Origin of the sequence: Vibrio crassostreae (assembly GCF_024347415.1) — a bacterium.
Taxonomy (GTDB): Bacteria; Pseudomonadota; Gammaproteobacteria; order Enterobacterales; family Vibrionaceae; genus Vibrio; species Vibrio crassostreae.
Genome location: NZ_AP025476.1, coordinates 1,004,703 through 1,027,985 on the forward strand (window position 1 = coordinate 1,004,703; position 23,283 = coordinate 1,027,985).

Consider the following 23,283-nt stretch of genomic DNA (forward strand, 5'->3'; position numbering starts at 1 on the left):
TCATGGCAATGTTATTTCTATTTTTAATGGTAATTGCTTTCATGTTGGTCGGTGTACCAATTGCAATTTCCCTCGGTTTATCGAGCGTAATATTCTTATTGATGCATTCAGATGCGTCATTAGCTTCAGTCGCACAAACGCTGTTTAATGCATTTGCAGGCCACTACACACTCTTAGCGATTCCTTTCTTTATCTTGGCCTCTAGCTTCATGTCTACGGGTGGTGTGGCGAAGCGGATTATTCGTTTTGCTATCGCGATGGTGGGTTGGTTCCGCGGCGGTTTGGCTATGGCATCGGTTGTGGCATGTATGATGTTCGCAGCCCTTTCTGGTTCATCTCCTGCAACGGTAGTGGCGATCGGTAGTATTGTTATCGCAGGTATGATCAAAAACGGCTACACAAAAGAATTTGCTGCAGGGGTTATCTGTAACGCAGGTACCTTGGGTATTTTGATTCCACCGTCAATCGTGATGGTGGTTTACGCTGCGGCGACCGATGTATCGGTAGGTCGTATGTTCCTAGGCGGTGTGATTCCTGGCCTGTTGGCGGGCGTGATGTTGATGATAGCTATCTACATTGCGGCACGTATTAAGAAGATTCCGGCACAGCCGTTTGTGGGTTGGGGCGAGATGTTCGCAGCAGCGAAAGATGCGAGTTGGGGCTTGCTACTGATTGTCATCATTCTGGGTGGTATCTATGGCGGAATCTTTACACCAACAGAAGCGGCGGCTGTAGCAGCGGTTTACGCATTCTTTATTGCCAACTTTATCTATAAAGATATGGGACCTTTCGCTGACAAGAACAATACCAAGCCTGCGCTGGTGAAAGTGTTCCAAACCTTTTGTCACAAAGACACCAAAGACACGCTCTATGATGCGGGTAAGCTGACTATCATGCTGCTGTTTATTATTGCCAACGCGTTGATTCTTAAGCATGTACTGACAGAAGAGCGTATTCCTCAAATGATCACTGAGTCTATGCTTTCTGCTGGCTTAGGACCGATCACCTTCTTGATTGTGGTGAACGTTCTACTCTTGATTGGTGGGCAGTTCATGGAGCCATCAGGTTTGCTGATAATCGTAGCGCCGTTGGTATTCCCAATTGCCATTGCACTCGGTATCGACCCAATTCACTTAGGTATCATGATGGTGGTGAACATGGAGATAGGGATGATAACGCCGCCTGTCGGGCTCAATTTGTTTGTGACCGCAGGTGTCGCGAAGATGTCGATGATGAACGTGGTAAAAGCCGCACTGCCTTGGGTAGGCGTAATGTTCTTGTTCTTGATTATCGTCACTTACGTGCCTTGGGTGTCAACATGGTTACCAACCACCTTGATGGGGCCGGAGATCATTACCAAGTAGTGGGTTGTTTAGATACACGGCTAATCTAACGAACGGTTTTATTATCAATCGAGATAACAGCGATAGATGAAGAGTTATACTTTTTCATCTATCGCTTTCTTTTTCCCGCGCCGTAAAGTACCGCTTATGCGTCTGTCATAGCCTTTCCAGCGCAGTTTTTTCTTTCTTCGATCGCGCCCAGATCTTCTTTCTACTTCATAATGGTCATCAATAAGCACTGTATCTACAATGACAGGAATGGTCGTTTTTTCGTTCATATGCAACTTATCCTTAAAGTCGACATATGAATTATGGAAGAGGAATCTTATCTCTGCCAGTTTCGATAGACATTCAGATCAAGTTGCGCTTTGCGTTTTGTTTCGTTGTTGATTCTTTTATTTCGTAGCTTAATTTTTACTTCAAAATCTATTGTTTACTTAAAATTATCTTTGTCGATTTGATAGCGTTGCATTTTGTCGTAAAGCGTTTTTCTTGGGACATTTAATTGAGACATGGTTAATTTTATACTCCCTTCATTCTCAATCAACGCGCGCTCGATCACTGCTTTTTCGAACTCTGACACTTGGTCCGATAGGCTAATACTGGCGTCTGAATGGATCTCTGAGTTCGCACCATCCCCCAATTGAGCTAGTTTTCCGAGTAAGATGAAGCGTTCAGCGCTGTTACGTAGCTCACGTACATTCCCTGGCCAATCATGAGCCAAAAGTGCGTGCAGTTCCTTTTGTGGAAGGGCTGGGGCTGTCTTGCCATAACGCGCCGCAGCAACCAGTAAGAAGTGATGGAACAGGGCTGGGATGTCTTCTTGTCTGCTTCTTAACGGCGGCAAGTCTAAGGTCACAACGTTAAGTCGATAATAGAGATCTTGGCGGAAAGTGCCTTCTTCAGCGGCTTTCTTTAAGTCGACTTTAGTGGCCGCAATCACTCGAATGTCCAGAGGGACTAAACCATTAGATCCAACCCTTTCGATGACTCGCTCTTGCAAGACGCGCAACAGGCGAATTTGTGCTTGCATCGGCATGGACTCAATTTCATCTAAGAATAGAGTTCCGCCTTGAGCAAATTCAAATTTACCCACTCGCTTGCTTTCTGCGCCAGTGAATGCGCCTTTTTCATGGCCGTACAGTTCACTCTCAATCAGGTTTTCAGGGACAGCGCCGCAGTTGACCGCGACGAAGTTTTGTTCTCGTCTGCTGCTTTGTTCATGTAGAGAACGTGCAACTAATTCTTTGCCTGTGCCAGTTTCGCCAAATAACAAAATATCGGCGTTGGTGTCGGCAACGTGAGTGATGATAGACCGCAGTTCTGTCATTGATTGTGTGTCACCAATGATCCTTGGGCCAAGCGCTTGGCTGGCCTTGAGTGAACGTTTTAACTCAAGGTTCTCGAGGGTTAGTTGACGTTTTTCTATCGCTCGCTTGGTGGTTTCGATTAGGCGCTCATTGGCGAACGGCTTTTCGATGAAGTCATAGGCGCCGTATTGGATTGCTTGAACGGCCATCGAAATATCGCCGTGACCAGTAATCATAATTACGGGGATCTCTTTGTCTTTGTGCATCACGGTGTTGAGCAGATCATGCCCAGACAGACCCGGTAAACAGATATCAGTGATGATCACGTGAGGCAAGCCGTTTTCTTGAATCGCGAGCAGAGCTGACTCCGCATCGGGAAAGAATTCGGCATCAATGTCGGCGAGCTCGAAGCTCTGTTCAATCGCCATTCTTAGATCGGATTCATCATCAATGAAATAGACGTGACACATAGTGATTCCTTTACTTCTTTGTATTCTGGTTATTGCTGCGTTTTTGCTTGCTGTTCTTGTTCAACAAGGGGTAACTCTATACTAAATCGAGCACCACCTTGGGGGCTGCTTCCTGTAACGAGCTTGCCATTTATTCCGCTGATTATTTGTTGAGAAATCGATAGCCCAAGTCCAAGTCCGTTTTTCTTGGTGGTATGGAAGGGTTCAAAAAAGTGTCCGTTCGAAGGGGAGGTGAAGCCGGGACCATTATCATCGACATGAATCAGCAAGGTCTGGGCTTGTTGATGGTCGGACTCCCTAATCTCTAACAGAATAGCTAATTGTTTATCATCTTGTTGTTCCATCGCCTGAATCGCATTAGTCAGCAGGTTAATGATCACCTGTTCCAGTTGAATAGCGTTGGCGAGCACGCAAGCATCAAAGATTTCAGGGAGTTCGTTGACCTTAACTCGTTCACTCTTGAGCTGTGGCTTCATTAGCTCTTTCGATGAATGTAAGACAGGGAGTATTTGCAAGGTGTGCAGTTCTTCCGCGGTGGATTTCTTTGCAAAGGAGCGAAGCTGGTGGCTGATTTTCGCCATGCGATCAGTGAGTGCCGAGATTCGCGATAGATTGTCATCGACACGATCGGTTTTTTCTTTGGCAAGAAACAGTCGGCCATTGTCGGCATAACTGCGAATCGCTGCGAGCGGGTTATTTAGCTCGTGACTGATGCTCGCTGACATCTGCCCTAGCACCGCCAGTTTGGCGGCTTGGATGAGTTCGTCTTGGGTTTGCCTCAATACATGTTCTGTTTCGATACGATGTTTAATTTCGACATGCAGCTCTGATGTGCGTTCGAGTACTTGAAATTCGAGTTTTTGCTTGGCTTCGGATTGCAGCCTATCTATCTGAGCGCGTCTTTGTTGTCGATGGTGGTTGAGCTGCATTGTGAGATAAATAATCGCAAAGATAAGGCTCAGAACCACAAGGTAAGCAACTAAGTCCCACCAAACTAAGTGGGTCGGAGAAAATACCCGTATGGTGAGTTTTGGCTCGGCTAAGAAGCGAGAGGAGCTAAAGAACTGTTCTTGGACGAGCTTGTGCTGAGACTCAATATTGCTAGTAGCGCTCTCGAAATCACCGGAGAAGTGTAGGCTTTCTATTTTTGTATCGAGATACTGTCTGCTTTCTTGAATTTGAGAGTGCTGTTCTTCGCTTAGTGGTTGAAGGCTTTTGAACAGCCATTCAGGGTTACTCGACATAAATACGATTTGGTCTTTATCGTCAGCAACAAAAAAACTCTGTTTGCCTTTCCAACTTGCTTCAATCAGCGATAAATCCATCTTTACAACAATGACGCCAATAATCTCGGCGGCATAGGAGACGGGGTAAGAATAATAATAGCCTCGCTTCCCAGAAGTTGATCCTAGCGCAAAATATTGATTTTCATTGCCAAGAATCGCTTCTTGAAAGTAAGGGCGGAAAGCAAAATTACGACGAATAAAAGAACGCGGTTGATTCCAATTACTGGCTGCGATGGTGGTACCGATACTGTCTAGTAGGTAGGTGTCGGATGCTTGAATCACCGAGTTTACGTGCTCTAGATAACGATTAGTGAGTTCGATTTGCGCAGAGTTACTTGGAGAGTGCAGGGCATCGACCAGCTCTTTGTCTTTTGAAAGCAGTTCTGGAATGTGCGCGAACTTGTCCAATTGACTTGAAATATGAACTGAAAAACGGTCTAGCTTAGATTGATGATCATTTAACAAACTTTCATGGCTTGTGCTCCACACCCAATGACCGCCAAACACCATCAGTAAACTGTATGTGACCATTAATAGTATTGGGATTCTAAAAGCTTGAAACATGAAGGCTCTCCGCTAATTTCTTTGGTAAACAATCAAGCCTGTCTTCTCTCGTTTATGGTAGCAAATAGCGGTAGTTTTTGCTGAAAGCAGAGAGTGAACAGATGGGTGTAGGTTAAGGGTTTGTAACGGGGATTGTTGAAAAAGTTATCGACTCTGAGGGGTAAAACAAGAGCAAGATCTCTTTTTAAGGTTTTTAGCAAAAAAAGCCCTCGATTCCCTTGAAAAAGTCGCTATTGTCCCCATTTCTGTTGTGCTAAGTGATGATTTGATCGTTTTTGTATCACTTAGTTGGACGAATTTAGAGCATTCATCATCATGCAGAGGTGAACGGCTCGACAGAGATTAAACAGATCGCTAGAATGTCGCGTCTAAAATTTCTGTCCTGAGGCTAATCGGAGATACCTTTCTTGTTTCTGAAAACAAGCTTTATTGCGTTTTAATCGACGTGTGAAGAACGAAGATATCGCTGATTAGTCTGGTGTTTGGTTGAATAATCAATTCAGACATCAATGCTCGATTTTAAATTAGGTGTTCGGATAGAGCACTACACAAGGATGCAGCCAACAACGTCGGCTTTTGAATTAAAGCTAAGTTACGGCTCATATGCTCAGATTACTGAGCCAGTTTTGAGGTTTATATAATGCAAGTTACTGTTGAAACGCTAGAAGGCCTAGAGCGCCGTCTTAATATTACTGTTCCTGCTGCTAACATCGAAGATGCAGTTACAGCTGAACTACGCAACATCGCGAAAAACCGTCGTTTCGATGGTTTCCGTAAAGGCAAAGTGCCAATGAAGATGGTTGCTAAAATGTACGGCAAAGCAGTACGTCAAGACGTGATGGGCGAAGTAATGCAACGTCACTTCATCGAAGCGATCGTTAAAGAGAAAATCAACCCAGCTGGCGCTCCAACTTTCGCACCAGTTGAAAACAACGAAGGCGCTGACCTAGTATTCAACGCAACTTTTGAAGTTTACCCAGAAGTTGAGCTGAAAGGTCTAGAAAACATCACTGTTGAGAAACCAGCAGTAGAAGTTAAAGAAGCTGACGTTGAAGAGATGATCGAAACTCTACGTAAGCAACAAGCGACTTGGACTGAAGTTGAAGCTGCTGCTGACGCTGGTTCTCGTGCAACTATCGACTTCGTTGGTTCTATCGACGGTGAAGAGTTTGAAGGCGGCAAAGCTGAGAACTTCCCACTAGAGATGGGCGCTGGTCGCATGATCCCTGGCTTCGAAGACGGTATCGTTGGTAAAACAGCAGGTATGGAATTCGAAATCGACGTAAACTTCCCAGAAGATTACCACGCTGAAAACCTAAAAGGTAAAGCAGCTAAGTTCTCTATCAAGCTGAACAAAGTTGAAGCTCGTGAACTTCCAGAACTAAACGAAGAATTCGTTTCTAAGTTCGGTGCTGCTGACGGCGTTGAAGGTCTTAAAGCTGAAGTTCGTAAGAACATGGAGCGTGAGCTTAAGCAAGCTGTTAAGAACCGCATCAAAGAGCAAGCTATCGACGGTCTAGTTAACGAAAACAACATCGACGTACCTTCTGCTCTTATCGATCAAGAAATCGGTGTTCTACGTCAACAAGCTGCTCAACGTTTCGGTGGCAACACTGAAGCTGCTGACCAACTTCCACGTGAGCTGTTCGAAGAGCAAGCTAAACGTCGCGTAGTTGTAGGTCTTCTTCTTGGTGAAGTAATCAAGACTGAAGAGCTAAAAGCTGACGACGAGAAAGTTAAAGCTATCATCGAAGAGATGGCTACAGCATACGAAGATCCAACAGAAGTTATTGCTTACTACGAGCAAAACGAGCAAATGATGAACAACATGCGCAATGTTGCTCTAGAAGAGCAAGCTATTGATGCAATCATCGCTAAAGCTCAAGTTTCTGATAAAGAAGTTAGCTTCAACGAGCTAATGAATCAGCAACCTGCTTAATATAGTAATATCTGACGTAGAAGGTTGACGTACGGTCAACAATTCTGCTAACAATGGTCCGTATGATTTAATCATTCGGGCCATTTATTTTAGGGACATAAGAATATGAGCTACCAAGAAAAAAATACAATGCCATCGATTATGGACGCACTAGTTCCTATGGTGGTTGAACAGACTTCCCGTGGTGAACGTTCTTACGATATTTATTCTCGTCTATTAAAAGAACGTATCATTTTCTTAACAGGTCAAGTGGAAGACCACATGGCAAATCTTGTCGTGGCTCAACTGCTTTTCTTGGAATCAGAAAACCCAGACAAAGATATCTATCTTTACATCAACTCACCTGGCGGTAGCGTAACAGCAGGCATGTCTATCTACGACACAATGCAGTTCATCAAGCCAAACGTGAGCACAGTATGTATGGGTCAAGCTTGCTCTATGGGTGCATTCTTACTAGCGGGTGGTACTCCTGGTAAGCGTCACGTGCTTCCAAACTCACGTGTAATGATTCACCAGCCACTTGGCGGCTTCCAAGGCCAAGCGTCTGATATTCAAATTCACGCGCAAGAGATCCTAACGATCAAACAAAAGCTAAACAAACTATTGGCAGAGCACACGGGGCAGCCTCTAGAAGTTGTTGAGCGCGATACAGATCGTGATAACTTCATGTCTGCTGATCAAGCAGTAGAATACGGCTTAGTGGATTCAGTTCTTAATCACCGCGGTCAATAATTGCAGGGCAATTGTTTAACGCAAAGTGATTCAAATTGATATACACTCAAGCATAGAGAGTTAAGGCTAAGAGGTTAGCGAATGACAGATAAAAGCAAAGAGGGTGGTAGCGGTAAACTGCTTTACTGCTCTTTCTGTGGCAAAAGCCAACACGAAGTTCGCAAGTTAATCGCAGGTCCTTCTGTTTACATTTGTGATGAATGTGTCGATCTTTGTAACGACATTATTCGTGAAGAAATTAAAGATGTTCTTCCTAAAAAAGAATCGGAATCGCTGCCAACGCCGCGTGAGATTCGTGAGCATCTTGACGACTATGTAATCGGTCAAGAATACGCGAAGAAAGTGCTAGCAGTTGCAGTTTATAACCACTACAAGCGTTTACGTAATGGTGACACGACAGCTGAAGGCGTAGAGCTAGGTAAGAGTAACATTCTTCTTATCGGTCCTACTGGTAGTGGTAAAACACTACTTGCTGAAACATTGGCTCGTTTCCTAGACGTTCCTTTCACTATGGCTGATGCAACAACACTAACCGAAGCGGGTTACGTGGGCGAAGATGTTGAAAACATCATCCAGAAGTTGCTTCAGAAATGTGATTACGACGTAGCCAAAGCGGAACGCGGCATTGTTTACATCGATGAAATCGACAAGATTTCTCGTAAAGCTGAAAACCCATCAATCACGCGTGACGTGTCTGGTGAAGGTGTACAGCAAGCTCTACTAAAACTTGTTGAAGGTACAGTTGCTTCAGTTCCACCTCAAGGTGGTCGTAAGCATCCACAGCAAGAGTTCTTGCAAGTGGACACGTCTAAGATCCTATTTATCTGTGGTGGTGCGTTTGCAGGCCTAGATAAAGTGATTGAACAACGTGTAGAAACAGGTTCAGGTATCGGCTTTGGCGCAGAAGTGCGTTCAAAAGACGAAACCAAAACTATCGGTGAATTGTTCACTCAAGTAGAACCTGAAGATCTAGTGAAGTATGGTCTGATTCCAGAATTCATTGGTCGTCTACCTGTGACAACAACACTGACAGAGCTTGATGAAGAAGCGCTAATCCAAATCCTATGTGAGCCAAAGAATGCACTGACAAAACAGTACGCAGCATTATTTGAGCTTGAGGATACAGAATTAGAATTCCGTGAAGACGCCCTACGTGCAATTGCTAAGAAAGCAATGAACCGTAAAACAGGCGCTCGTGGTCTACGTTCTATCTTGGAGGGTGTTCTACTAGAAACTATGTACGAACTGCCATCTTCAACTGATGTAAGCAAGGTTGTGATTGATGAGTCGGTAATTAATGGTGAGTCAGAACCACTATTGATTTACAGCAACTCAGATAACCAAGCAGCTGTTGCAGAGTAGGTCTTTTTTAGACAAGTCACTCAAATTGAAAAAGGAGGTAAGCAATTACCTCCTTTTTTTTATTCTTCCATTGAATCCAGTCGTTTAAGCCCCATATACTGCTTTATAAGTTAAAGCGGAAGAGAGAAATATATGAACTTGGAACGTTCCGAGCGTATCGAAATCCCCGTGCTACCTCTACGTGATGTAGTGGTTTACCCACACATGGTTATTCCATTGTTTGTTGGTCGTGAAAAATCGATTACATGCCTTGAATCGGCAATGGAAGCTAACAAACAAGTACTACTTGTAGCGCAGAAAGAAGCGGACACTGATGAGCCTTCAATCGACGACCTATTTAACGTAGGTACAGTCGCTACTATTCTTCAGTTACTCAAGCTCCCTGATGGTACGGTTAAAGTACTTGTTGAAGGTCAGCAGCGTGCAAAGATTCACCAATTCAAAGAAAGTGAATTCTTCTTAGCGGACGCCGAATACGTTGTTACCTCAGAACTTGACGAAAAAGAACAAGAAGTGGTTGTTCGTAGTGCGATCAACCAATTCGAAGGCTTTATTAAGCTAAACAAAAAGATTCCACCAGAGGTTCTGACCTCTCTGAACGGTATTGATGAGGCAGCTCGCCTTGCTGATACGATTGCTGCGCACATGCCACTTAAGTTGGTAGACAAGCAGCACGTTCTAGAAATCTTAGATGTGACAGAACGTCTGGAATTCTTGATGGGCCAAATGGAGTCAGAAATTGACATCCTGCAAGTTGAAAAACGCATCCGTGGCCGCGTTAAGAAGCAGATGGAAAAATCTCAGCGTGAGTACTACCTGAATGAGCAAATGAAAGCGATTCAGAAAGAACTTGGCGAGATGGACGACGCACCTGATGAATTCGAGACTCTGAAGAAGAAGATCGAAGATTCTAAGATGCCTCAAGAAGCTCGTGAAAAAACTGAGCAAGAACTTCAAAAACTGAAAATGATGTCGCCAATGTCTGCTGAAGCAACAGTAGTACGTAGCTACATTGATTGGATGGTTGGTGTTCCTTGGGCTAAGCGTTCAAAAGTTAAAAAGAATTTAGCTAAAGCGGAAGAGATCTTAAACGAAGATCACTACGGCTTAGAGCGTGTTAAAGAACGTATTCTTGAGTACTTGGCAGTACAAAATCGTATCAACAAGCTAAAAGGTCCAATCCTTTGTCTTGTAGGTCCTCCTGGTGTTGGTAAAACCTCACTAGGTCGTTCGATTGCTGCGGCAACGGGTCGTAAGTACACACGTATGGCACTAGGTGGCGTTCGTGATGAAGCTGAGATTCGTGGTCACCGTCGTACGTACATCGGTTCACTTCCGGGTAAATTAATCCAGAAGATGTCTAAAGTTGGCGTTAAGAACCCACTGTTCCTATTAGATGAAATCGATAAGATGTCTTCTGATATGCGTGGCGACCCATCTTCAGCGCTTCTAGAAGTACTAGATCCAGAACAAAACAACGCATTTAACGATCACTACCTAGAAGTCGATTACGATCTATCTGATGTGATGTTCGTTGCAACGTCTAACTCGATGGACATCCCAGGCCCACTATTGGACCGTATGGAAGTGATTCGCCTGTCTGGTTACACAGAAGATGAAAAGCTGAACATCGCTAAGAGCCACCTATTGGACAAGCAAGTTCAACGCAACGGTCTTAAGCCTCATGAAATTGAGATTGAAGACTCTGCAATCATCGGCATTATCCGTTACTACACGCGTGAAGCGGGTGTACGTAGCCTAGAGCGTGAAATCTCTAAGATCTGTCGTAAAGCAGTGAAGAACATCTTGCTAGACAGCGACCTTAAGTCTGTAACGGTTAATATTGATAACCTGAAAGAGTACTTAGGCGTTCAACGTCATGACTTCGGTAAAGCGGATGAAAGTAACCGTATTGGTCAAGTGACTGGTTTAGCTTGGACTCAAGTTGGTGGTGATCTACTGACTATCGAAACTGAAGCAATGCCGGGTAAAGGTAAGCTAACGCAAACCGGTTCACTTGGTGATGTGATGAAAGAATCGATTCAAGCGGCAATGACCGTGGTTCGTTCTCGTGCAGAAAAACTGGGTATTAACTCAGATTTCTATGAGAAACGCGATATTCACGTTCACGTACCAGAAGGTGCTACACCGAAAGATGGCCCGAGTGCGGGTATCGCAATGTGTACTGCATTAGTGTCTAGCTTGACGGGTAACCCTGTTAAAGCTGAGGTCGGTATGACAGGTGAAATTACCCTTCGTGGTGAAGTTTTACCTATCGGTGGCTTGAAAGAAAAACTGCTTGCAGCACACCGTGGTGGCATCAAAACTGTACTGATTCCTAAAGACAACGAGCGTGATTTGGAAGAGATTCCAGACAACGTAATCGCTGACTTGAAGGTGATCCCGGTTCAGTGGATTGATGAAGTACTCAAAGTAGCGCTAGAACGAGATCCGTCAGGGGTCGAGTTTGACGTGAAAAAATAGTGATGCATAGCAAAAATAAGTAAAGAATTACGCTGATAGGCCCGAAAAGGCTTGTCAGCGTTTTTTTTGGACGCTAAGTTATTGATCAAAGCGGCAGCCCTTTTGCAATAAGGCTTGCGGCTAAATTAAAACCAAAATGGAACGTACAGTCATCAAGAAGTAGTCACAGATGACACATAGGGGAAAAACAGTGAATAAAACACAACTAGTAGAATCAATCGCAGAAAACGCAGACATCTCTAAAGCTTCAGCTGGCCGCGCTCTAGACGCATTCATCGAAGCAGTTGGCACAACGCTACAATCAGGCGACCAAGTTGCACTTGTTGGCTTTGGTACTTTCAGTGTTCGTACTCGTGCTGCTCGTACAGGTCGTAACCCAAAAACTGGTGAAGAGATCCAAATCGCAGAAGCTAAAGTACCTGGCTTCAAAGCGGGTAAAGCACTTAAAGACGCATGTAACTAATTTCTACGGCTGAAACCTCGGTTTTGCGAGGGGAAGGCTGTAAAATGCGTTTACTGTTTGAAAAATGATGTTTCATTCTTAAACAGTATGTGTACAAAGCACATTGAACTTATTTAAATTATGCGCATCCTACTGATGCGCATTTCTTTTTCTGATAATATCGCGTGAATAGATTTTTATTTTGAAGCCAATGCTTCATATCCGGAGAGCACTTAAATTATGATGGATCGATTACGCGAAGGCGTGAATAGCATCGCGGTAAAAATTATCCTTGGGTTGATTATCCTGTCATTCGTATTCGCAGGTGTAGGCAGCTACATCACCGGTGGCGGTAACAACGCAGCAGCTAAAGTTGGCAACACAGAAATTGCTCGTGGTGAGTTCGAACAGGCTTACCAAAACGAACGTAATCGCATGCAGTCTCAACTTGGCGATTACTTCGCTCAAATGCTTGCAGACCCTGCATACGTAGAGTCTTTCCGTAAATCAGTACTTGATCGCATGATCAACGATGTACTGCTTGAGCAGCAAGCTGAGTCTTTAGGCCTACGAATCAGTGATTCTCAAATCCGTACCATGATTCTAGAAATGCCTCAGTTCCAAACAGCTGGTCAATTCGACCAAGAAGTTTACCAATCGGCACTACGTCGTGCAGGTTTCAGCGCAGAGAGCTTCGCTGAATACATGCGTCGTGACCTAATGCGCAACCAGCTTGTGACTGCACTTCAAGGTAGTGAATTCGTTCTTCAAGGTGAAATCGATACTCAGAGCAAGCTTATCGCACAAACTCGTGACATTCGCACAGTGACACTGTCTGTTGCTGACCTTGCGAAAGGCATCGAGCTAACTGACGAACAGATCGAACAGTACTACCAAGAGAACCCTGCAGCTTACACTCGTCCAGAGCAAGCGAAGGTATCTTACATTGAGCTTTCTGCTGAAGCACTTAAGTCTCAGCTTGAAGTAAGCGATGAAGAAGCGCAGAAGTACTACCAAGAGCACCTAGACAAGTACTCAACTGAAGAGCAACGTAAAGTTAGCCACATCTTAGTTCAAGGCGATGACGAAGCGAAAGCTCAGTCTATCCTAGACGAACTAAATGCAGGCGCTGATTTTGCTACGCTAGCGGAAGAGAAATCTGACGACTTCGGCAGTGCTGACGTTGGCGGTGACCTAGGTTGGATCGAACGTGATGTGATGGACCCAGCATTCGAAGACGCGGCTTTCGCTCTTGAGAATATTGGTGACACGACTGGTCTAGTTAAATCTGATTTCGGCTACCACATCATCAAGCTCGACGAACTAAAAGCGTCTCAAGCTCAGCCTTACACTGAAGTAGCGGCAGAGATTAAGCAAGAGCTTCTAGACCAGCACGCTGTAGACCAGTTCTACGAGCAACAAACTGAGCTCGAAAAAGTAGCGTTTGAATTCCCAGATTCTCTTGATGATTCTGCAGAAGCTATCAATGCGAAGATCACAACAACAGATTTCATCTCTCAAATTGACGCTCCAGAAGTTCTGATGACGCCTGCAGTTATGCAAGCTATCTTGAGCCCTGAAGTGAAAGAAGACGGTCTAAACTCTGAAGTTATCGAAGTGGCTCCTGAACACGTGATCGTTGTTCGTGTAGAAGAGACTCGCGACGAGACAGTTCTTCCTCTAGCTGAAGTGAAAGATCAAGTTGTCGCTGCATTGTCTGCTGTACAAGCTGAGCAACAAGCGGTTGAACTAGGTGTTTCTCTAGTGAACGAACTAAAGCAAGGCAATGAAGCAGTGCTAGCGGACAACAATCTTGAGTTCACTGAACTTGAAACGATTGACCGCAACTCTCCGTTAGCAGCATCTGTATTCGCTCTAGCGAAACCAGAAGCAGGCCAAGCTGTGTTCGGTCAATCTAAAGACCAAGACGGTAACATCGTTGTTGTTGAGCTTTCTAAGGTAACGGCTGAAATCAACCCAGCTTACAGCACTCAAATTGGTGCACAGTTGGAACGAGTTGGTAACCAACAAGATCTGACTAACGTACTAAACGTACTTCGTAAAAACGCAGACGTTGAATACTACGTAGTAGGCCAAGGTCAGTAAGCATCGATTAGCCCGGTAGTTAAGCCTGTTTGGTTACTGACTACCGAGAGTCACATGCGATGGTTGTTGTTTTTCAAATTAGGTTTATTCGATAAATCAGATTTGTGAGCCAACAAACACACTGATGAAAACAAGATGTATAACGAAGCGGGTCACTTAGGTGACCCGCTTTATTTTTGTCTGGTGATTGTGTTATCTAGTGCGGCAAATGCATAAGTTACCTTTTTTTTGTACAAAGGAACGATTTATGCGCACGATATATTCAACACTACTTCTTTCATTTCTGATGCTCTTAAGCCCTGCAGTGTTTGCAGACAGCCCAACTAAAGCTGAGCTTTACGATGGCATTGAGATTACGGTTAACATCAATACCGCGACAGCAGAAGAGCTATCAGCACTACTGGTTGGTGTTGGTGACAAAAAAGCCCAAGAGATTGTCGACTACAGAGAGCAGAACGGGGCGTTTACAACTGCTGATGGCTTGGCGAGTGTCAAAGGGATAGGTGAAGCGACAGTTAAAAAGAACCGCGAAAGAATTCAGCTTTGATCCGTTTCTTTATTGGTTAGGTATAGAACGATAGCTATGAAGCCCCCGACCAGAGCACCTGCTAGGTGGGCTTCAATTGCGACACGAGCGTTAATCAGTTCGCCAGTCGTGCTAGAGGGGCCAACAAGCTGCTCCCAAGCGATTTTAGCTACTAACCCCAACACTAATAGCCAACTAGATTTCCTGCCGTTTAAAGCCTCTCTGAGCGCGAATAAGCCAAACAACCCATGCAAAGTGCCAGATAGGCCAACATAGATCTGAATACTCGAAAACAACAGAGCGATCCCAGTCACTAGACTAATCACAAGCAGAGCAAGAACAAGCTGTTTTTTACTCGGTTGAAACAGATAGCTGATGATCCATAAGCCTGCTAGATTCATCAGAAGGTGCGAGTAGTTGGTATGTGAAAAGTTTCCTGTTAGGATCCGCCACCATTGCCCCTCGGCAATCGCATTGCTATCCCATACGACCCAAGCTTGTATTGGCTCAAATTGGAATAAGACGCATAAAAGTGAAGTGAAAATTAAAACAGGGTACACATTAAATCCATGTCTCGTTATTGCCCCCAATGCAGCAAGGCTTTGAAAGCTTGTATTTGTCAGTGGGTTACACCACTCGAATCGAATGTTGAGCTTATCATTCTTCAGCACCCATCAGAAGAGCACCGTCCGATGGGAACCGCGCGTATTCTCTCGTTATCTCTAAAAAACAGCGTGACGCTTGTTGGTGAAGACTTTTCAGACAACGAACAACTGAACGCATTGCTGGCCGATGAACAGTACCAACATGTGATTTTATACCCAAGTGAAAATTCTGTGCCTGTTGAGTCGGCAACATACCCAAGCAAGAAGCTACGTGTGATTTTATTGGATGGGACGTGGAAGAAAGCATTCAAGATGTGGCAAGTGTCGAATAACTTGCATGCGTTGAACACGGTCCACTTACCCAAAGATCTCAAGGGTAATTACCGAATTCGCAAAGCACCCAGTGAAAACAGCCTTTCAACCGTTGAAGCTGGCTATCATTTGCTTAGCTTGTTAGAGAGTGATGGCGAATTTAGCCCTTTGCTAACGGCATTTGATCAAATGATTCAGTTTCAAATCAATCAAATGCCGCCGGGTGTGTTTGAGAAAAACTACTTAGATTAAGCCGTTTCAGTAAAATGAGTCAGGAATTAAAACTCGGTATGAGCCGAGAATAGTTGCTGATGCATTTTCTGCGCAAGATCATCAGTCATTGATGAAATGTAATCCGCAATCACGCGCATTTTTCGAGACTCATCTTGATGCTGTAGCCATTGCTTCTTGATGGGCAGTGGCAGCAAGCGTTCAGGATCAGCGCTGAATGTTTCAAACATATCCATGATGATCTGTTGGCCTTTGTATTCGATGACTTGAACCTGAGGCACTTGAATCACAAACTCGCTGACAAAGTGTTTCAGTTTATCAAGCGTGCCGTCCATGCTTGGTTCAAGCACCGCATTGTAAGCCAAAAGCACATTCTCAAAGCTAGCATCCACTTGCTTAATTGAAATACTGGTCAACAATGCGTTGACGATTCCACCAATCGCATCCTTTCGACGATACTGTTCACCAGAGAAAAGCATCTCTGTAATTGAATCTAGGTGTTCACAAATCCAAGGGTCGGCCATCTCTTTCAGCTGAGGGTAAGCCGATTCGATCCACTGAGCTTTGGTCACAGAACCAAGCACAATCGCATCTTCTAAATCGTGCACGCCATACGCGATGTCATCAGCCAGCTCCATGATCGAACAGTCCAGTGACTTATATTTGGTCTTATTGTGCTCAAGTGGCTCGGTATGCGTTTTTCTTTTCTGTTTTAGGAGCTGTTGGTCGCTGCTTGAAAGCGGTTCAAGCACCCAGTTAAACAACTCTTCATCATGATCGTAGATGCCTTTTGCCGGCATCCAATCTTTGGCTCGGAGCTGTCGTTGATGCTTTACAGGTTCAGACTGTAATCTCGCTTGGACTTGACTGAGCAGCGAAGGGTACTTAATTAACCCCAGTAGCGTGCGTCGAGACAGGTTCATCCCGTGATTCTCAGTGTAAGGTTCTAGCTGAGTGACAATGCGAAACGTTTGAGCGTTGCCTTCAAAGCCGCCGTGGTCGCGCATCATATAGTTGAGTGCGACTTCGCCGCCATGTCCGTATGGTGGATGACCGATGTCGTGAGCCAAACACAGTGAATCAATTAAACTGTCTGAGGGTAATAGGTCTCGAAACTCGGGTTGCTTTTTCTTCAGTTGAGCAACGATACCTGTGCCAAGCTGGGCGGCCTCAAGAGAGTGAGTAAGGCGTGTTCGATGAAAGTCATTCACCATGGTGCCATGAATCTGGGTTTTCGCTTGTAAGCGACGAAAAGCAGCAGAGTGAAGCACGCGCGCTCGGTCACGTTGATATGGGCTACGGTGATCATCTCGTCTTATTTTATGTTCATCGTCATTTCGATGCTGCCATTCTTGTTCGAGTACAAAGGGTGGTTCGAGTAGAGAATTCAAAATAGCACCTATCAAATTGATTTTATTTAGCTAATTAAAAACAACTTATACCCAGCTAGCTTATCTCGTCTAGTGATAATTCAAAGCTTGGCGCAAATGTGGTGAGAAAGTAGTCCATTTCTGGGCTTTTGCGTTGTTCGAGTGTCTCTTCCAGTCGGCGCTTGGCTTGCTCGTATTCATGATTGCCCGCACTGAGCTCTTCCAAGCATTTCAGGTAAGCACAGATGGTGTCGGCCTGCTTGACGATGCTTTGCTCTTCTTTACTCGCTGTTCCAGATATTAAAAATGGGGCGAAGTCGTCTCGGAACTCCTCTGGCAACATAGAAAGCAGTCTTTGCTCTGCTGCGGCTTCTATCTTCTTATATTCTTGGGCGATATCCGGGTTGTAGTATTTAACTGGCGTTGGCAAATCACCTGTCAGTACCTCACTGGTGTCGTGGTACATGCCAAGCAGAGCAATATGCTCAGGATTAAGTTGACCATCAAACTTCTTGTTTTTGATCAGCGCCAAAGCGTGGGCAACGAAAGCGACCTGTAGGCTGTGTTCTGAAATGTTCTCGCTTGAAACAGATCGCATCAGGGGCCAACGTTGAATCAGCTTCATGCGTGCGAGATGGGCGAAGAAATGGCTCTGTTTCATAAGTGTCCTATCTAGAGAGTGCTCCACTCGTACCTTGTGTTTGCCACAAACTGTACGAGACAGCGGATACAAAAAAGGCTCCTAAACAGGAGCCTTTTAAGCATAGAAGTGATTGAATACAAGTTAAAGTCTTTTAAAACAGCAAATTGTAGCCACCTTTCATTGTGTTTATTTAACGTCGACGAGATCGTCTTGGCTGTAAGTTTGCAAGAAGCGCTCTAGGCGACCAATCGCGATTTCTAGATCCTCAATGTGCGGCAGAGTCACGATGCGGAAGTGATCCGGTTTCGGCCAGTTGAAGCCCGTACCTTGAACCAATAGCACCTTCTCTTGCTTAAGGAAGTCTAGTACGAATTTCTGATCGTCTTTGATGTTGTACATCTTGGTGTCGATCTTAGGGAACAAGTACATCGCGCCTTTTGGTTTCACACAAGAAACGCCAGGAATCTTGTTAATCAGTTCCCATGCTCGGTCACGTTGCTCAAGTAGACGGCCGCCAGGAAGAATCAACTCATTGATACTCTGATAGCCACCTAATGCCGTTTGGATGGCGTGCTGCATTGGTACGTTGGCACACAAACGCATCGAGGCAAGCATCTCTAGCCCTTCGACATAACCTTTTGCTAGGTGTTTAGGGCCCGTTAAGAACATCCAACCACCACGGAAACCACATACACGATAAGCCTTAGACAGACCGTTGAACGTGACCATTAATACGTCTTCAGCAAGCGTTGCGACAGAGGTATGTACTGCGCCGTCGTAAAGTACTTTATCGTAAATCTCATCAGCGAAGATGATTAGACCGTGCTCACGGGCAATTTCGACAACTTGTAGTAGGAAATCACGGCTGTAAACCGCACCTGTTGGGTTGTTCGGGTTGATAAGAACGATGCCGCGAGTCTTTGGAGAGATCTTCGCGCGCATGTCGTCTAAATCTGGATACCAATCAGCATCTTCATCACACATGTAGTGAACCGGTGTACCACCAGAAAGCGCAACAGACGCTGTCCATAGTGGGTAGTCCGGAGCGGGAACTAAGATTTCATCACCATTATCCAGTAGCGCCTGCATAGACATAACGATAAGCTCTGATGCGCCGTTACCAATGTAAACGTCTTCTACGTCAAGATTGCGTAGGCCTTTTTTCTGATAGTGCTGAACAACCGCTTTGCGGGCTGAATAGATGCCTTTTGAGTCGCAGTAACCTTGAGATGTCGGTAGATTACGGATTACGTCAACAAGGATTTCATCAGGGGCGTCAAAACCAAATGGGGCGGGGTTACCAATATTAAGCTTTAGTATTTTATGCCCTTCTTCTTCCATGCGCTTAGCATGTTTGAGTACAGGCCCCCTGATTTCGTAGCATACGCTGTTGAGTTTTGACGACATCCCGATATTTTGCATTGCCGATTTCCTGAAATTAATTTAAATACTTTATTAAAGTACCGCAAAATGGCGTTTGATAGAATAAAAATCTGATGAATGTCGCATTTCAGTGTCACGTTTAGCCTTTTTGTTGTCACTCTTTTCTAAATTTTAATTAATCGCTTTCTTGGTTATTGGCTAAGATGAATAAAGGGGCGGGATCGCTTAAAATCACAGGAATGTTGAAAAGATATAGTACATTCTTGATCTAAGTGGGTACTGCCCATAAAGTATCAAACTAATATAATAATAATTTAGATGTGAACGAGGTTGATTTGTCACATTTCCAGCAAACTATCTCCGCTTTGATTGAGCGAGTACAAAATGCCCAAGCAAGCGAAGTTCGTTGTGTTGAAGTTCTAACGCAAAAACCATCGTTTGCATTTATAGAATGGCTTCATGCTCAACCGCTCTTTCCTAAGTTCTACTGGCAGTCACGCGACACTCGTGAAGAGGTTGTTGCGCTCGGACAGTTACATACGTTTTCAGATCCTGCACCTGCGTACGCGATTCTTGGCGAAGACCAACGAATCTGGGGTGGACGCTCGTTTGACGGGCACACCGCAAAGAACCGTCGCTGCATGGAATCGTTTTTCTTCCTTCCCCAGGTTGAATTAATTCGCTTTGACAACACTTGGTCGCTGGCGGTTAACTTGTCTCCTGATCGCGTTGCTTCTATCAATGCCTTAAATAAGTTATCCGTTGAAGCGGCGATATTGGCGCCGTTATCTGCTCATATTGAACAGATTAACCACGTTCCAGAAAGAGAACAGTGGGGCGGATTGGTTGAGAAAGTTCTAAAAGGCATTAGCGATGAAGAGTACAAGAAGGTCGTTTTAGCGCGTAAAACCACGCTCCAGCTTAATGCGCCTATTTGTGCGGCTCAACTCCTTAAAGCCAGCTATTTGCAAAACCACCACAGCTTTCACTTTATGTTGGTGCTGGACTCTAAACACAGCTTTATTGGCTCGACGCCAGAGCGCTTATATAGCCGACATGGTACTGAGCTCGATACCGAAGCGCTTGCTGGAACCATTGGTCGTGGAGAGAACGCTACTGAGGATATGGAACTGGCCAACTGGCTTTCTCAAGACAGCAAAAACCTCAATGAGAACCAGTATGTGGTTGACGACATCATTGAGCGTCTGACTCCTCATTCTCAAACGGTCCATGTTGAAAAGGATGCCCGCTTAGTGCGCTTGCGTAAGGTGCAGCATTTGAAGCGCAATATCCATGCTCAACTTAATAATGGTGTTAATGGTGTGCAGTTGCTTGCTGCCTTACAGCCAACTGCAGCGGTAGCGGGTTTGCCACGTGAAGAAGCGATGGATTTCATTCTTGAACACGAACCGTTTGCTCGAGGCTGGTATGCAGGCTCTGTAGGCTATATCAGCCATCAGAGAGCGGAATTCTGCGTGGCGATTCGAAGCGCCTTGATTGTAAACGATCAAGTACAGCTGTTCGCTGGAGCAGGGATCGTGCCGGGATCGGTTGCTGAACATGAGTGGCAAGAGCTGAACAAGAAGATGTCGACTTTACTCAGCCTAATTTCCGATCATCCCCCACTGGGTGTGGCGTCATGAATCACGACCAAGCCGTATTAAATAGAGTTTGGTGTCACACATTACTTGAAGAGCTAGCACGCAACGGTGTTGAACATGTTTGTGTTGCACCGGGTTCTCGCTCAACACCGTTAACTCTCGAAGCTGAAGCTAATCCCAAGTTAACCTTACACACGCACTTTGATGAGCGCGGGCTTGGATTTTTAGCTTTAGGTTTAGCTAAGGCGAGTAACAAGCCCGTTGCGGTGATTGTGACATCGGGAACAGCTGTCGCGAACCTTCTTCCTGCGACCGCTGAGTCTGGGTTAACACGAGAGAAGCTGATTTTACTGACCTCAGATCGACCTATCGATTTAGTGGATTGCGGCGCTAACCAAGCGATCCAGCAACAGGGTATCTTTTCGTCTCACGTTGAAACGGCGCTTAACCTTCCAAGCCCTACGATACAAGTTTCTTTGAATTGGCTGCTAACATCGGTTGATAGTGCGCTTGCGAAACAATGCAATATTGGCGGCGCGATTCATATCAATTGTCCGTTCCCAGAGCCGCTATATTCTAAGAACAGTGATGAAATGTATGCGGATTACACTAAAAGTATCGCAGGGTGGAGCTCGTCAGCCACCCCGTATTCTAATACTTGTTTACCCAATCATTTGACTGTACAGCCAGTAGCGCCAGGCGATTACCTAGAGCGTAAAGGTGCGGTGATTATTGGTTCTATTGATAAAGAAGCGGCAACAAAAGCACAGCAGTTTGCTTCTGCTTTGGGCTGGCTAATCTTCTGTGATCCTCAATCGGGCGTGAACAGTGATTGGAAGCATTATGATCTGTGGTTACAGAGTGACTCAGTTAAAGAGCAACTCAACCAGTGTGATTTTATTCTTCAGTTTGGTGAGCGCATCGTTTCTAAACGATTAAACCAATGGATTAAGTCACAAGCGGCTTCGTTCGATTCCAAGCAATATGTAGTGGTTTCACCTGATGCGCACCGTATAAATCAAGATCATCTACCTCAAACTCATATTGTTGCCAATATTGAGTCATGGATAACCGATCAACACCTGCCAACATTGTTAGGCAAACACTCTGGTTGGGCGACGCCTTTAATCGAGGTCGCAAATACCGTTCAGCAACTCGCACTCGCACAAATATCTAATAATGACCAACTGACAGAGTTGAGTGTTGCGGTTGACTTGTCGTCTAGACTTAAAGACAGAGAGTTGTTTGTGGGAAACAGCTTGATGGTAAGGCTGGTGGATATGTTGTCGTCAATATCTGCGAATCGAGTTTACAGCAATCGTGGTGCATCGGGCATTGATGGCTTGGTGGCGACGGCTGCGGGCGTGGTGAAAGCTAACCAGAATCCTTTATTGATGTTGATTGGCGATACTTCTTTGCTTTACGACATCAACTCACTGGCTCTGCTGACTCATAATTTAACGCCGATGGTTATTGTTGTGACCAACAATGATGGTGGTGCGATCTTTGATTTATTGCCGGTGCCAGAGCAGCAGAAACAGTCACTTTATCAAATGCCTCATGGTTTCAGTTTTGAACACGCTGCTGCGCAATTCCAGTTGGGATACGCTGCGCCAGAAACCTTGAATTGCTATCAAACCATTATCGAACAACATTTCGAACAGGGTCAGGGTACCTTGCTCGTGGAAGTTAAGACGCCTCCCGAACAAGCGTCTACTTTGCTGAAACAATTCAGTTCAATGCTCACCGAGGCATTAGCCTAAGGACTTTACATGCTTTACTCCGATTATTACCCAGCTGTACAAGATTCTTCTGACAAACCTTTGCTTGTTTTTTTACATGGTTTACTCGGGAGCGGGGATGATTGGAGTGCATGTCATCCATTCCTAGAGGATTTTCCTCTCCTTTGCATAGATTTACCCGGACACGGACAAAGTCGCTTTATCGATCCGGTAGGGTTTGATCATTGCTGCAAGAAAATTGTCCAGTGCATCACATCTCAACTGGCGCTCAACGATCTTCCTGCTGATTACCCTATCGTGGTGATCGGATATTCTATGGGCGGCAGACTCGCTATGTATGGGGTGACAAGCCCTTGCTTCGAGACGCTTAACCTAGAGAAAGTCATCATTGAAGGTGGCAACTTTGGTTTGGAATGTGATGAAGAAAGAGCGCAAAGGTTAGTACATGATACGCAGTGGGCTGTTCGCTTTGCACAGCAGTCGATTGAAGATGTTTTAGACGATTGGTATCAACAAAGCGTCTTTTCTTCACTAAATCATGAGCAAAGACAAACTTTGGTCATAAAGCGTAGTGGTAACCTTGGAGTATCCGTAGCAAATATGTTGTTATCTACTTCGTTAGCTAAGCAACCGGATTTACGTGCCACATTGAAATCTCATGAGCACTTATTGCATTATGTGTGTGGAGAAAAAGACCGTAAATTCATGGAGCTAGCTGAGAATAGTGGCTTTGAATATAGTCAGGTGGATTACGCTGGTCATAATGTTCATTTTGAGCAACCAGAACTGTTTTCCAACCTGATAATCCAATGTATCGCCAGTCGTCGTTAAT

General features: G+C 44.9%; 19 protein-coding genes and 1 pseudogene. 13 read left to right on the forward strand and 7 right to left on the reverse strand.

The window, feature by feature from the left end:
* Positions 1-2 precede the first annotated feature (2 nt).
* Positions 3-1,364: a TRAP transporter large permease gene (locus OC193_RS04665; RefSeq protein WP_048661477.1), complete on the forward strand. Its 1,362-nt coding sequence runs from the start codon at positions 3-5 to the stop codon at positions 1,362-1,364.
* 74 nt (positions 1,365-1,438) lie between these two features.
* Here OC193_RS04665 and OC193_RS04670 read toward each other — a convergent pair whose 3' ends face one another.
* The 3 genes from OC193_RS04670 to OC193_RS04680 all read right to left on the reverse strand — a co-directional run bounded on the left by OC193_RS04670 (position 1,439) and on the right by OC193_RS04680 (position 4,973).
* Positions 1,439-1,621: a hypothetical protein gene (locus OC193_RS04670; protein ID WP_017106218.1), complete on the reverse strand. Its 183-nt coding sequence runs from the start codon at positions 1,619-1,621 to the stop codon at positions 1,439-1,441.
* Between the two features lie 155 nt (positions 1,622-1,776).
* A complete protein-coding gene (locus OC193_RS04675) occupies positions 1,777-3,123 on the reverse strand; it encodes a sigma-54-dependent transcriptional regulator (RefSeq protein WP_048664260.1) in 1,347 nt (448 codons plus the stop codon).
* Between the two features lie 29 nt (positions 3,124-3,152).
* Positions 3,153-4,973: a sensor histidine kinase gene (locus OC193_RS04680; RefSeq protein WP_048664258.1), complete on the reverse strand. Its 1,821-nt coding sequence runs from the start codon at positions 4,971-4,973 to the stop codon at positions 3,153-3,155.
* Between the two features lie 163 nt (positions 4,974-5,136).
* On the opposite strand from OC193_RS04680, the pseudogene OC193_RS26010 reads away from it, so the two are divergent.
* From OC193_RS26010 to OC193_RS04715, 8 genes and pseudogenes are all read left to right on the forward strand, one after another.
* Positions 5,137-5,319: pseudogene (locus OC193_RS26010) on the forward strand (hypothetical protein); the annotation flags it as partial.
* A gap of 294 nt (positions 5,320-5,613) precedes the next feature.
* On the forward strand, positions 5,614-6,912 hold the full coding sequence (tig, locus tag OC193_RS04685) for a trigger factor (RefSeq protein WP_017106221.1): 1,299 nt from the start codon (positions 5,614-5,616) through the stop codon (positions 6,910-6,912).
* 105 nt (positions 6,913-7,017) lie between these two features.
* Positions 7,018-7,644 (forward strand): ATP-dependent Clp endopeptidase proteolytic subunit ClpP, encoded by a 627-nt coding sequence (clpP, locus tag OC193_RS04690; RefSeq protein WP_004736080.1) that lies wholly within the window; start codon positions 7,018-7,020, stop codon positions 7,642-7,644.
* A gap of 81 nt (positions 7,645-7,725) precedes the next feature.
* Complete coding sequence (clpX, locus tag OC193_RS04695) at positions 7,726-9,006, forward strand: ATP-dependent protease ATP-binding subunit ClpX (RefSeq protein WP_009847283.1); 1,281 nt, start codon at positions 7,726-7,728, stop codon at positions 9,004-9,006.
* A 132-nt stretch (positions 9,007-9,138) separates the two neighbouring features.
* On the forward strand, positions 9,139-11,490 hold the full coding sequence (gene lon / locus OC193_RS04700) for an endopeptidase La (RefSeq protein ID WP_019824784.1): 2,352 nt from the start codon (positions 9,139-9,141) through the stop codon (positions 11,488-11,490).
* A 169-nt stretch (positions 11,491-11,659) separates the two neighbouring features.
* Positions 11,660-11,953, forward strand: coding sequence for an HU family DNA-binding protein (locus tag OC193_RS04705; protein WP_012604504.1), 294 nt, complete (start codon positions 11,660-11,662; stop codon positions 11,951-11,953).
* Between the two features lie 219 nt (positions 11,954-12,172).
* The gene (gene ppiD, locus OC193_RS04710; protein ID WP_048661474.1) at positions 12,173-14,038 is read left to right on the forward strand and encodes a peptidylprolyl isomerase; all 1,866 of its coding nucleotides are present in this window, start codon (positions 12,173-12,175) and stop codon (positions 14,036-14,038) included.
* 247 nt (positions 14,039-14,285) lie between these two features.
* Positions 14,286-14,585, forward strand: coding sequence for a ComEA family DNA-binding protein (locus tag OC193_RS04715; RefSeq protein ID WP_048661473.1), 300 nt, complete (start codon positions 14,286-14,288; stop codon positions 14,583-14,585).
* Here OC193_RS04715 and rrtA read toward each other — a convergent pair.
* Positions 14,576-15,124: a rhombosortase gene (rrtA, locus tag OC193_RS04720; RefSeq protein ID WP_048664256.1), complete on the reverse strand. Its 549-nt coding sequence runs from the start codon at positions 15,122-15,124 to the stop codon at positions 14,576-14,578. The two genes, OC193_RS04715 and rrtA, sit on opposite strands and share 10 nt — an antisense overlap.
* Positions 15,125-15,133: 9 nt before the next feature.
* On the opposite strand from rrtA, the gene OC193_RS04725 reads away from it, so the two are divergent.
* The gene (locus tag OC193_RS04725; protein WP_048661471.1) at positions 15,134-15,733 is read left to right on the forward strand and encodes a tRNA-uridine aminocarboxypropyltransferase; all 600 of its coding nucleotides are present in this window, start codon (positions 15,134-15,136) and stop codon (positions 15,731-15,733) included.
* Between the two features lie 26 nt (positions 15,734-15,759).
* Here OC193_RS04725 and OC193_RS04730 read toward each other — a convergent pair whose 3' ends face one another.
* From OC193_RS04730 to OC193_RS04740, 3 genes are all read right to left on the reverse strand, one after another.
* Positions 15,760-17,103 (reverse strand): anti-phage deoxyguanosine triphosphatase, encoded by a 1,344-nt coding sequence (locus OC193_RS04730; RefSeq protein ID WP_048664254.1) that lies wholly within the window; start codon positions 17,101-17,103, stop codon positions 15,760-15,762.
* A gap of 55 nt (positions 17,104-17,158) precedes the next feature.
* The gene (gene yfbR, locus OC193_RS04735; RefSeq protein WP_017060613.1) at positions 17,159-17,743 is read right to left on the reverse strand and encodes a 5'-deoxynucleotidase; all 585 of its coding nucleotides are present in this window, start codon (positions 17,741-17,743) and stop codon (positions 17,159-17,161) included.
* A 168-nt stretch (positions 17,744-17,911) separates the two neighbouring features.
* Positions 17,912-19,147 carry a pyridoxal phosphate-dependent aminotransferase gene (locus OC193_RS04740; protein ID WP_048661469.1) on the reverse strand — a complete coding sequence of 412 codons (1,236 nt, stop codon included), beginning with the start codon at positions 19,145-19,147 and terminating at the stop codon, positions 17,912-17,914.
* Between the two features lie 296 nt (positions 19,148-19,443).
* On the opposite strand from OC193_RS04740, the gene OC193_RS04745 reads away from it, so the two are divergent.
* From OC193_RS04745 to menH, 3 genes are read left to right on the forward strand one after another with little or no spacing between them, the layout of a single operon-like run.
* Entirely contained in the window at positions 19,444-20,751 is a 1,308-nt protein-coding gene (locus OC193_RS04745) for an isochorismate synthase (RefSeq protein WP_080967319.1), read from the forward strand.
* Positions 20,748-22,472: a 2-succinyl-5-enolpyruvyl-6-hydroxy-3-cyclohexene-1-carboxylic-acid synthase gene (gene menD / locus OC193_RS04750; RefSeq protein WP_048664251.1), complete on the forward strand. Its 1,725-nt coding sequence runs from the start codon at positions 20,748-20,750 to the stop codon at positions 22,470-22,472. The genes OC193_RS04745 and menD overlap by 4 nt, the downstream gene beginning before the upstream one ends.
* A 9-nt stretch (positions 22,473-22,481) precedes the next feature.
* Entirely contained in the window at positions 22,482-23,282 is an 801-nt protein-coding gene (gene menH, locus OC193_RS04755; RefSeq protein ID WP_048661466.1) for a 2-succinyl-6-hydroxy-2,4-cyclohexadiene-1-carboxylate synthase, read from the forward strand.
* Position 23,283: the final 1 nt, after the last annotated feature.

What these genes read in the sequence shown, in the direction of transcription:
- OC193_RS04665 (WP_048661477.1), top strand. Translation starts at nt 3, where the DNA reads ATGGCAATGTTATTTCTATTTTTAATGGTAATTGCTTTCATGTTGGTC.
- OC193_RS04680 (WP_048664258.1), bottom strand. Translation starts at nt 4,973, where the DNA reads ATGTTTCAAGCTTTTAGAATCCCAATACTATTAATGGTCACATACAGT.
- OC193_RS04705 (WP_012604504.1), top strand. Translation starts at nt 11,660, where the DNA reads ATGACACATAGGGGAAAAACAGTGAATAAAACACAACTAGTAGAATCA.
- clpX (WP_009847283.1), top strand. Translation starts at nt 7,726, where the DNA reads ATGACAGATAAAAGCAAAGAGGGTGGTAGCGGTAAACTGCTTTACTGC.
- OC193_RS04675 (WP_048664260.1), bottom strand. Translation starts at nt 3,123, where the DNA reads ATGTGTCACGTCTATTTCATTGATGATGAATCCGATCTAAGAATGGCG.
- OC193_RS04715 (WP_048661473.1), top strand. Translation starts at nt 14,286, where the DNA reads ATGCGCACGATATATTCAACACTACTTCTTTCATTTCTGATGCTCTTA.
- menH (WP_048661466.1), top strand. Translation starts at nt 22,482, where the DNA reads ATGCTTTACTCCGATTATTACCCAGCTGTACAAGATTCTTCTGACAAA.
- clpP (WP_004736080.1), top strand. Translation starts at nt 7,018, where the DNA reads ATGAGCTACCAAGAAAAAAATACAATGCCATCGATTATGGACGCACTA.
- ppiD (WP_048661474.1), top strand. Translation starts at nt 12,173, where the DNA reads ATGATGGATCGATTACGCGAAGGCGTGAATAGCATCGCGGTAAAAATT.
- tig (WP_017106221.1), top strand. Translation starts at nt 5,614, where the DNA reads ATGCAAGTTACTGTTGAAACGCTAGAAGGCCTAGAGCGCCGTCTTAAT.
- OC193_RS04725 (WP_048661471.1), top strand. Translation starts at nt 15,134, where the DNA reads ATGTCTCGTTATTGCCCCCAATGCAGCAAGGCTTTGAAAGCTTGTATT.
- lon (WP_019824784.1), top strand. Translation starts at nt 9,139, where the DNA reads ATGAACTTGGAACGTTCCGAGCGTATCGAAATCCCCGTGCTACCTCTA.
- OC193_RS04670 (WP_017106218.1), bottom strand. Translation starts at nt 1,621, where the DNA reads ATGAACGAAAAAACGACCATTCCTGTCATTGTAGATACAGTGCTTATT.
- yfbR (WP_017060613.1), bottom strand. Translation starts at nt 17,743, where the DNA reads ATGAAACAGAGCCATTTCTTCGCCCATCTCGCACGCATGAAGCTGATT.
- menD (WP_048664251.1), top strand. Translation starts at nt 20,748, where the DNA reads ATGAATCACGACCAAGCCGTATTAAATAGAGTTTGGTGTCACACATTA.
- OC193_RS04740 (WP_048661469.1), bottom strand. Translation starts at nt 19,147, where the DNA reads ATGCAAAATATCGGGATGTCGTCAAAACTCAACAGCGTATGCTACGAA.